The 8789-nt window shown below is 58.3% G+C and carries 10 protein-coding genes; 3 read left to right on the forward strand and 7 right to left on the reverse strand.

Annotation, left to right across the window (positions count from 1 at the left end; genetic code table 11):
- Positions 1-751, reverse strand: a 751-nt coding sequence (locus EOA33_RS14900) for a recombinase family protein (protein WP_348628241.1), incomplete at its 3' end; no start/stop codon positions are given.
- Between the two features lie 254 nt (positions 752-1005).
- Positions 1006-1446 (reverse strand): terminase small subunit, encoded by a 441-nt coding sequence (locus tag EOA33_RS14905; protein ID WP_127405957.1) that lies wholly within the window; start codon positions 1444-1446, stop codon positions 1006-1008.
- 59 nt (positions 1447-1505) lie between these two features.
- Here EOA33_RS14905 and EOA33_RS14910 point away from each other — a divergent pair, with 59 nt between their 5' ends.
- Entirely contained in the window at positions 1506-1733 is a 228-nt protein-coding gene (locus EOA33_RS14910; RefSeq protein WP_127405958.1) for a hypothetical protein, read from the forward strand.
- Positions 1734-2455: 722 nt separating this feature from the next.
- Here the strand turns inward: EOA33_RS14910 and EOA33_RS14915 are convergent.
- The 4 genes from EOA33_RS14915 to EOA33_RS14930 form a co-directional block, all read right to left on the reverse strand.
- On the reverse strand, positions 2456-3349 hold the full coding sequence (locus EOA33_RS14915; protein WP_127405959.1) for a hypothetical protein: 894 nt from the start codon (positions 3347-3349) through the stop codon (positions 2456-2458).
- 202 nt (positions 3350-3551) lie between these two features.
- Positions 3552-4112, reverse strand: coding sequence for a hypothetical protein (locus EOA33_RS14920; RefSeq protein WP_127405960.1), 561 nt, complete (start codon positions 4110-4112; stop codon positions 3552-3554).
- Between the two features lie 49 nt (positions 4113-4161).
- The gene (locus tag EOA33_RS14925; protein ID WP_127405961.1) at positions 4162-4404 is read right to left on the reverse strand and encodes a hypothetical protein; all 243 of its coding nucleotides are present in this window, start codon (positions 4402-4404) and stop codon (positions 4162-4164) included.
- Positions 4405-4667: 263 nt separating this feature from the next.
- On the reverse strand, positions 4668-6029 hold the full coding sequence (locus EOA33_RS14930) for a tyrosine-type recombinase/integrase (protein ID WP_127405962.1): 1362 nt from the start codon (positions 6027-6029) through the stop codon (positions 4668-4670).
- Positions 6030-6547: 518 nt separating this feature from the next.
- Between EOA33_RS14930 and EOA33_RS14935 the strand changes: the two genes are divergently transcribed.
- Positions 6548-6838, forward strand: a complete 291-nt coding sequence (locus tag EOA33_RS14935) for a hypothetical protein (RefSeq protein ID WP_126054245.1) — start codon at positions 6548-6550, stop codon at positions 6836-6838.
- Between the two features lie 301 nt (positions 6839-7139).
- Here the strand turns inward: EOA33_RS14935 and EOA33_RS14940 are convergent, their stop codons facing one another.
- Positions 7140-7544, reverse strand: coding sequence for a hypothetical protein (locus EOA33_RS14940; protein WP_126054244.1), 405 nt, complete (start codon positions 7542-7544; stop codon positions 7140-7142).
- Between the two features lie 99 nt (positions 7545-7643).
- On the opposite strand from EOA33_RS14940, the gene EOA33_RS14945 reads away from it, so the two are divergent.
- Complete coding sequence (locus EOA33_RS14945) at positions 7644-8516, forward strand: FecR domain-containing protein (protein WP_126054243.1); 873 nt, start codon at positions 7644-7646, stop codon at positions 8514-8516.
- Positions 8517-8789: the final 273 nt, after the last annotated feature.

Consider the following 8789-nt stretch of genomic DNA (forward strand, 5'->3'; position numbering starts at 1 on the left):
CTGTCGGTATGGCTCCCCTATTTGCCGGCGCCACCGAAGCCAACCTCGTCAGCCGGGCAAGCGTTAGACTGACCTGCTTTGCAGTCCAGGCACCTCCCCGTGGCGTTCGGATGCCCTGCTTCTCAAGTTCTTCGGCAATTCGCCGAAGCGACTTTCCCGCCTGCCTGAGAGGCTGCACGACGCCCATGACGCGCAGCGCATCATCGTCAGCCGTCTGTTTCAAGGCGAAAATTCGTCGGTCGAGGCTGCCCTCGCGATAGCCCCCCAGCTTGACGCCTCGTGCCTTAGCCGCTCCCAGGGCGGCCTTGGTTCGCTCGCTGATAAACTTGCGTTCCTTCTCCGCGAGCGCGGCGTAAATGTGCAGCTGGAAGGGATCGGCGTTCGGCATGGTCGCGACCTTGATGTTGGCCTGCTTCATGGTCCTAGCGATGAACTCGACATCGCGGGAAAGCCGATCGAGCTTGGAAATTAGAAGCTCGGCCCCCTTGCGCCTTGCGAGGTCCAGTGCTTTCGCCAATTCAGGCCGGTTGTCGTCTTTGCCTGACAGGATGTCGCAAAACTCGCCAACGATCTCCCAAGGCACCTCGGTGAAGGCGTGAAGGAAGACATCGATGTCGCGCCGTTGCGCCTCCAGCCCCAAGCCGCTGCGGCCCTGCTCCTGCGTTGATACCCGCGCGTAGGTGACAAAGCGCTTCATAACATCGGTGTACTGAGCGCTGTGTAAAAAGTCAACGAAGGTTGCGCTTAACACACTAGGGAGACGACGACTTTAGAGTGGTTCTGGTCGCCCTGAACATGCGGTCATGGAATACGGGGAGCGCCTTGGACACCAGGGGGCCATTCCGCTGGACTCGCCGACCAGCAATGGTCGTCGAAGCTCATGGCTGGAAGTACCGGACACCCACCAAGCGAGCCCACAATCTGCTAACGCCGGGCCGAGGGACATCGTTCATCGAACGGCCTTGGTTGGCTCTGCGCGCACCGAGTGTACGGCTAGATGGCTTCCTAGTTCACACGATTAGGCGCGAACCTGGCCGTCCACTCCTCAAGGCTCATCTGCTCTATCTCGCCGGGCTCGCGGAAAGGCTTGCGCAGCGTCGTAGCGACTTCGGCTTTGTCAACGATCAGACCGAGCAGCTTCGCTTTGCCCATGACAGCCGTCACGCCAGCGGCAGGGTTTTTCGTTGCCAGGGCGAGCTTGAACATGAGGTTAAGGTCGGCAACCAGATCGTCGACCGTAATCTCTGACCGCTTTGCGGCGTCGGCTCGCAACTCGGCGATGCGTGATTGCACCTGAACATTTCTGAACAGGCGCGCCGCTGCCACCTCAGCCGCATTGCCGCGCGCCGTGTAGCCGGCCTCGATGTAGGCTCGCGACTGAGGGAGGCCCTCGGCGAGGCCAAGGCAGAACCGCTCCTGCCTCATGTTCAGTTTGGCCTTTGACATAGCGGTATTCTTATACCGTACGCGCGTGAGTTTGCACCAGACGATTTATCTAGCAGTCAATGAAAGGGCTCGACACGTTCAAGATCGGCAGCGCTCACGAATTCACTCCCGGTGTCGTGATCGACGTGCCGGGCGCAAAAGCCTTCCGCCGCTTCAAATCGGATTCGCGGTCCAGCAACGGTTCATTGATCTCGCAGGTCGTAGTACCCTTCGACGGAAAATGGGAGGTCATAGCTTCGCTCTCTCGACAGCAGATAGCAGCCCTGGGGATCGCCAACAGCGACTGATCTTATGGGAAACAGACCCTGGAAGGAGGAAGCTCCAGCTTCGCGATACCGCGCCAGTCGCCCGGGTGTAGGTTCGTCAAATATTTAACGAGGCAAGTGGTTTCATCGGCGGTGAACAACTCGTCAGTCCACGCCCTTGCATATGGATCGCCCGAGAAGCGGTAGCCGGTGATAGCGTCTACCTACGGAACTGGGGGGGGCGTCGACGGCAACAAACAACCCAGCGCATCGAGACATCCTTGCAGCCTTCGAACTTTGCGACGGTCGTCCTGACTTTGAAAAGCTCTTTTGCGATTGGCATCTTTAATCCTTGTTCAACGATACAGGGACCCACCCGTCGTTGGCAGGCTGTTCTCTTTCATCTGCTCGGCGAGCCGACTCCGTAATCCCCAACTCGTACAACGTCATCATGGTGCATCTCCAGTCTTCACCATAGCGATAGTTCAGCACCTGGGTCAGAAAGAGGGAGCCTAGCTCGTCCAATTCTTCTTGGTCGAGTATCTGAATTGTAGCGCGATATCTCTCAATTGCGCGGAGCAACGGTTCAATCTCTTGCGGCAGGTTGGGCAGAACATCTGGTGCCCTCCCATGCGCTGACGAACTCCATATTGGCGGCATAGTTAGTATTTGGCGTATAAAGCTCCGCATTTCAGAAATCCTGTTATCCAACGTCATTGCCTTCCTCCGTGTCTGCCCGGGAATCCGCCGGGGGCCGGTTGGGTTTACCTGCGCGACCGCTTCGTGAGGCGGTTGTACAGGGCTTGGTCATTGATTGGCGGCAGAACCGGCTTTCGGCCGGCTAGTGTCACGAGTGGCGCACTTTCCTCGTGTTGCCGCGAGGTAGATGACTGCGTTGAGGATTGGCGGACCGCTTCTGAAGGCGGAGCCGGCGAGCCGCCATCCACGCGGCTCGGCGAGCCCGGCGACGCCTGCTCAAGGCCTTCGGTTTTCTGTTCGAAGGAGCAGCCGGGCACCGGGTTTTCATCGAGGGAAGCGTCCAAAGGGGTGCTGCGCTTCACCTGGACGGCTTCAACGAAGTTTTCATCTGCACCTTGGCTAGGCGCGCGAGCCGGCCTAGCCGCCTGATGGGCGGCCGGCCGCGCGCCTATGGTTCTTAAATTGGTTTTGTTCTGCAGATGCCGAACAGTTGGAGGGTCACCTTCCGAACAGCCACTGTTCGGCGGCCCCAGAACAGTTCCCTCGCTCGAACTGTTCGGCAGTTCCTGAACAGTTGGCAGCCGCGTTCTGACTTCAAATTGGTCGACAATCGTTTCGACCTCGTCCCAGCGAATTTTGTAACAAGGTGTTTTGCCGCGACCTGGGTTGATGTTGTCGAAGAAGCGATCGGGATTGTTCGGATCGGTAAGCGCCGAAACTGCCTGTTGCACAGTGCTGAGTTGGTGTCCGGTGTCGAAGGCCAGCCGTCGCATGCCAGGATCACAACGCCCCGTACGGCTATTCATATGGTCGACGATTGCAATAGCGACCCTGCGCTGGCTGTTTGAAAGGCCAGTCGCAATCGCCAGAGCCTTGTAGACAAGCGGCTTCCCTGTCAGCTTGCCGCCATGTTTCTTGTGGCTCGCCGCACCTGACGTTTGTTTGTCAACGTTGATCACAGCAGTCCCCGGAGGGCATTCGCCCGTCGGATGACGCGGATCGCGTCGGCGGCGCTTAGACCAAAAGTCTTGCGGAGATGTGGAACAAGGGGACGCGGCGGTTCCTTGCTCTCGGCCAACCAACGAGAAGCGCATTCAATCTGAGCTTCCGACCGGTGGGCCGTTCGCGCTTCCTTTTGCAGCCCGGTGGCCCTCTCGTTGCTCACTGTTCAGCTCCAGAAGAGACCTGGCATTCGAGCCGCGGGAGGATCTGTGGTCCGCTTTGTTGCCCTCCCGGGAAAAAGTGCCACGCGCAATCGTCCTTCGCGGTGTGCTTGGTATTTGGGATCCAGCGCAGTCGGCGCGTCGGCTGCATAAGCGCGCAGCGACGAACCAGAGCAGATGAGCGCCGGTTAAACAGCCATGGCGTGTCTCGCAGAATCCAGACCGGAAGCCCGAGCGTCAGCAAATGCTCGAGAAGCGGTTGGAACATTGCCCAAGACCATGGCAAGTTGCCGATGATCATGTCTATGCCTCCGACGTCGGCCGCAGTGAGCGAAATAGCATCCCGGCAAATGACGTTCGGGTCTGTAGGGTCAATGTCGATGGCCAGTTGGCAGATATGACCGTGCTCGGCCAAGCCACGGACCAGCGCGCCGTTACCGGCTGTTGGCTCCAGGTAGCGAACGCGATCCGGCAGATGCATCAGCAGCGGCGGAAGCGCCATCGCTGGCGTGCAATAGAGGTCCTTTGCGATGCGGGGGAAATTGGAGCGGCGACCCATGGGCAGAGTCCTTCCAGCGATCGGCTCTGCAGCACGACCGTTTGGCTGATCAGAACCCATTGCCGAAAGGCTTGAACTTCGCCCTAGGCATAGCGCGCATGTAACGGTCTAGATCCTCGTAGAATAGGATAGTGCGGGTGCCTTTCTTGCGAGCGATAAGCAGCCCAGCGCGCATATCCTTGTAGAGCTGCGCGCGGCATAGGCCGGTATAGATCACCGCACCCTTTACGTCGGTTGCGGATTGGGGGCGCTGGGCTGCGGTCCTCGTATCACTGGACTTGGAGAGCGTCATGGGTGCTTCCTCATAGAAAACTTAAGTAAGCACGATTAAAAACAGGTCCATCGGGATGTAAACAAGAATATTGGCGGCGATCAGCGTCGTTGATCGGCGCTCAGCGGGCAGAGGTTTCTGGAGCGGCCCACGGTCATCTACAGACGCTTACTCCATCTTAATCTCTCTAGCCGCCCTGTGGAGCCCCCCAGTGATGCCCGTCGCTTATTCGTCGCTTGAGTTTGTTCAATGTTTTCCCCGATATCCACACCTCACCGCCGTCGTCATTGTTCGCCAATGCGAAGCTGCACCACGTTATCGATAGGCTGCTGCTCCGCAATCAGCGGAATGACGGCGCTTGCCGATAAGTCGTCGAGCAGATCGACGATGGCCGATGCATAATGACGCTCAATCATCGTCGTGCTGGTGTCGTGCAAAGCGGCCACGAGCCGAACAGGTAGACCGGCTCTGAGCTGGCGCACGATCGAGGAGTGTCTCAGAGAATAGGGCACGACGTCTCGCGACAGACCGGCGCGGGTGACGATCTCGAGCCAAGGCCGAGCCAATTCGCTTGCTGCAATCCACGGTCCGCGGGTATCGCGAACCCACTGTGGTGGCTGAGTTTCGGTGGCCTTCGTTTGAACATGGCGCCACCTTTGAAGCAAAGGCTCACTACGCTGCTTTCCTGCGATCGCAGGTCGCAACTGGTCCATGACATCGACGCCAACTCTGATCCCGATGTGCGTCGTCTTCTTCGCGCCCCGTCCTTTACGACTCGTCGGCACCATCAATCGGCTTTGTTGTATCTGAACGTCCCCCACCGTCATGCGAGAAACTTGAGAAAAGCGAGCTCCGGTCGCGGACAGCACCAACACCACGCGAAGAAGGTCACCATCCCACGTCTGGTCGAGATCGACCGCCCTCGCCGCTTCAATAAGTCGGCGGATATCAGCGTCAGGCAGAGCCGCCTGATCACGAGCGAGCGGCGGGCTGGCCTCGCCGGCCGATAATCCATTCTTGATGACAATTGCTACGTCCGCCGGCAGCCGCGAACGATTTTTGACAGCTGCTGCATTGAGGGCTGCTTTGAGATCGTTGACCACCCGCCGAACTGTCGAAACCGAAAGATCGGGCGACCGGCGGCTCCGCCATTGGTCCAATTCCGCCTCTTTGAGGCTGTGGAGCGTGATATCAGCAACAGGATCAGACAACACATGGCGGGATAGCCTTAGCCGTGCGTCCCCTCGCAACCTGCCTTTGCCCATCACTGCACGTTCCCGCGCAGCCTGCATTTCGATGTAGTTCTCCACAGCGGAACGCACCGTCGGTGATGGGCCCTCCGCAGACGCGATATCCTCTGCATGCCACGAGGAAACCCTCGCCAGGGCGGCACTCTTTGCCTGCTCATAGTCGAAGACGTTGATGCCGTTTGCCTCCAGGAAGTCATCGGCAATGCCGATCTGCTCAACGCGGTAGCGCTTGCCGCCAAGAGACTCTATCGCTTGCCACACCCCTCCCCGCAGCTTTCTTTGGTAGCCGATGGCAACGGTTGGCCCGAGGGATCGACAGTAGGGCTTTTTTCGCGGTTTGAGCTGCTTGCGGGCATTGCGCGTCGTTATCGCCGCATCTGTCCTGGTTCGCGCCACCTGACCTGTCCTCGCTTTAAATGGACCCGAAATCGGTACCGAAATACGCCCGCGGGCGCGTGAAGGCAACCCTGGATAAGGGTTATAAACTACATAATAATCACAATCACTTAGGTGATACACCGGTAGACGCGAATAGACCGCCGATCACTTTCATAGCTATCTTTTTTCGCCCTTTCACGGCGGTAACAGGGGTTCGATTCCCCTTGGGCGTACCAGCAAGCACTTTGCTGGCAATCTCCCTTCGCTGTCCAATTTATGGCCAATATCCCTCCCGGCTTTGTCGGCGCGGGCGATACCTGTCACGCTCCCGCTCCTCATGCGAAATAGAGGGGGAAATGTGAACTGCCGTTCTTTGCCTGGCTGCTGCGGCTCTCGCCGGCTGCTCTAACAGCGAACCCCGATATGAGGTTTCACAGAGCTCGGCGTCTTCGCCGACCCTTACAACTCTCAGCAGACTACAATCCTCCTGCTGATTGCCGGACTAGCTATCTATGTACTGCTGCGCGGAGGAGACCATGGGTAAGCATTTCAGCGACGAACAGATCGAGGAGTTCCTCAAAGCCTACCTCGCGAGATTTCCTGACGCCGTAGAGCGGATGGAGTGCGTGATGTTGAACCCGTTTGAAGACAACGATGGGTTGATGTCGCGGAACTTCCGGGAAATTTATCAGGTTGCACAGTCGATGGAATTCTTCACGGCATATGCCAAGAACGAGCCGAGCGCGATCCATCATCTAGTTAGAGACGTCGCGCGACGCGTATCTGCCGGGCTGGGACCTATAGAATCAAGAAAAATCAAATACTGAGAAGCTGAGGCCGAGGCTCGTGCTGCTGGCCAGCGGAGAGCAAAGCGATGACAATCTTATATTAGCAACCTATTGTATTTCTGCCGAAGCAGGATCATGCTTGGAGAGCGGGCGGAGGGAGGCCACCAGAGTAACCGTGGTTTGAAGGGGTTAGGTCTATGGAAGCTGTTTGTTACGTTCCCAGCGCATTCTGTCAGTTGTCATTCCTCATCAGCGTCGCGATGACGTTTCTCGTCATGACACCGTTCGCGGCCACGCGCTTGCTGGTGTTGAGGATGCGCAAGCATTCCATGGGAGAGCTTCAGCCCTCTTGAGAGAGGGGGTTCCGATGCGAACGTTTATGCTCATCCTTGTCGCGGTTGCCGCGTTCTTCGCATGGGACGGGCTGTTGAACGATGGCCGGTATACGGATCAGATATTCAATCTCGAATTCCGGCAAGCAGCGCTCAGTCTGCCGAGTGACATTTCCTACGGCTACGAAGGCAAGTTCAACCGCTGACGCATTGAGGCCGGCCCAGTATGCCTGCCTTGCACCGCGCGGCATTTTTTGACCTTGGGAAAAGCCGCAGTCGGCGGCGTGAAGCTCGTGTCCGAGCTCGTAACGGTTATGACCGACCGTGATGCGAATTTCGTCCAGATGGCCGTTCATCGGGTCGCCGCCGAATTGCGAATTGCCGATCGAACTTCGCCTGCGGAAACGAGCCATGTCTACTCAAATTGACGTATGCCCTCCCGTAAAGACAACCTTTGGTACATGTGCTAATAAAGAAATTGCTAATAAAGATCGATCTTACAGGAGGATGCAATGCCGTCCTTGAGGTGGGTTGCTGTTGTCGCGCTTGCCGCGACGCTCAACAATGCGACACCGATAGCCGCCGCCGAAACAGTCGGCAAGGCAGTCGTGATCAAGACTGCCGTCACCGGCGCAACCGGACCGCTGGTGGTCAGCGCACCCGTTCACCGGGACGAACGTATCAGGACATCCAATACCGGGCTTGGCCAATTCGTGTTCATGGATGGCACCAAGCTGGCGGTAGGGTGGGGTTCCTCCGTCGTCATCGACAAGTACGTCTTCAACGATGATAATTCGGTGAAGAACCTTACCATCCGCGCTGCCAAGGGAACGTTTCGCTGGATAAGCGGAAGTTCGTCCTCGTCCGCCTACCAGATCGTCACGCCTGCAGGCACGATAGGCGTGCGGGGAACAGCATTCGATGTTCACATCGCGCCCAACGGCAAAACCGCCGTCGTGCTCCTGAAGGGGTCGGCTCGGTTCTGCAGCGGTGGCGGATGCCGGGAACTGAAGCAGCGTTGCGATTGTGTGGTCGCGTCGCCATCAGGCGCTATGAGCGACGTTACCAAGGTCAATCGATCTGTGCTCACCGCACTCGGCACCCAGCGGGCGTTGCCGTTTCTGACCGGCACTCAGCAGCTTTCGGGAGGCTTCGGTACGGGCGGAAATTGCGGGCTTACGGCCGCCATTCAGCAGGAGCATACGCCGCGGCCGCAGCAGCAACGGGCGCCCAGTCCACCCAGTCCGGGCACACCCAATCCGCCGGATCCGCCGGACCCGCCGGCCCCGCCAACGGATGATGGCAACAACGGTCATGGAAATGACCCCGGCAAGCACGACCCCAGCAATCCCGGAAAATCCTACGGTCCTGGCAAGAAGGGATAGGGCGGCGGCAAGAGCAACGGATAGCTGCTCTTTTTCCTGGCGCTTCCGCTATTCGGCTTCGCTGGCCGGTCGGGGCTAAGTGCTTCTAGATCGGTGTGGCCGAACTCATTGCCCTTGAAGAGCAGCGAGCGCGGCGGTCAACTGCCCTGTCCAAATGCAGGTCAGGAGTTGGAGCCGAATTGTTGCTCCGCATAGCCGGCATTCGCTTCCGCCGCCGCACCCGCCCGTTTGGCAAGAAAATCATCCGCTCTGCGCGATATCCTGCCATAGAAG

Source organism: Mesorhizobium sp. M4A.F.Ca.ET.050.02.1.1, assembly GCF_003997725.1.
Lineage (GTDB): Bacteria > Pseudomonadota > Alphaproteobacteria > Rhizobiales > Rhizobiaceae > Mesorhizobium.

Excerpts from the sequence above, each read along its gene's own strand:
- EOA33_RS14905 (WP_127405957.1), bottom strand. The coding sequence starts at position 1,446 with ATGTCAAAGGCCAAACTGAACATGAGGCAGGAGCGGTTCTGCCTTGGC.
- EOA33_RS14910 (WP_127405958.1), top strand. The coding sequence starts at position 1,506 with ATGAAAGGGCTCGACACGTTCAAGATCGGCAGCGCTCACGAATTCACT.
- EOA33_RS14920 (WP_127405960.1), bottom strand. The coding sequence starts at position 4,112 with ATGGGTCGCCGCTCCAATTTCCCCCGCATCGCAAAGGACCTCTATTGC.
- EOA33_RS14925 (WP_127405961.1), bottom strand. The coding sequence starts at position 4,404 with ATGACGCTCTCCAAGTCCAGTGATACGAGGACCGCAGCCCAGCGCCCC.
- EOA33_RS14935 (WP_126054245.1), top strand. The coding sequence starts at position 6,548 with ATGGGTAAGCATTTCAGCGACGAACAGATCGAGGAGTTCCTCAAAGCC.
- EOA33_RS14940 (WP_126054244.1), bottom strand. The coding sequence starts at position 7,544 with ATGGCTCGTTTCCGCAGGCGAAGTTCGATCGGCAATTCGCAATTCGGC.
- EOA33_RS14945 (WP_126054243.1), top strand. The coding sequence starts at position 7,644 with ATGCCGTCCTTGAGGTGGGTTGCTGTTGTCGCGCTTGCCGCGACGCTC.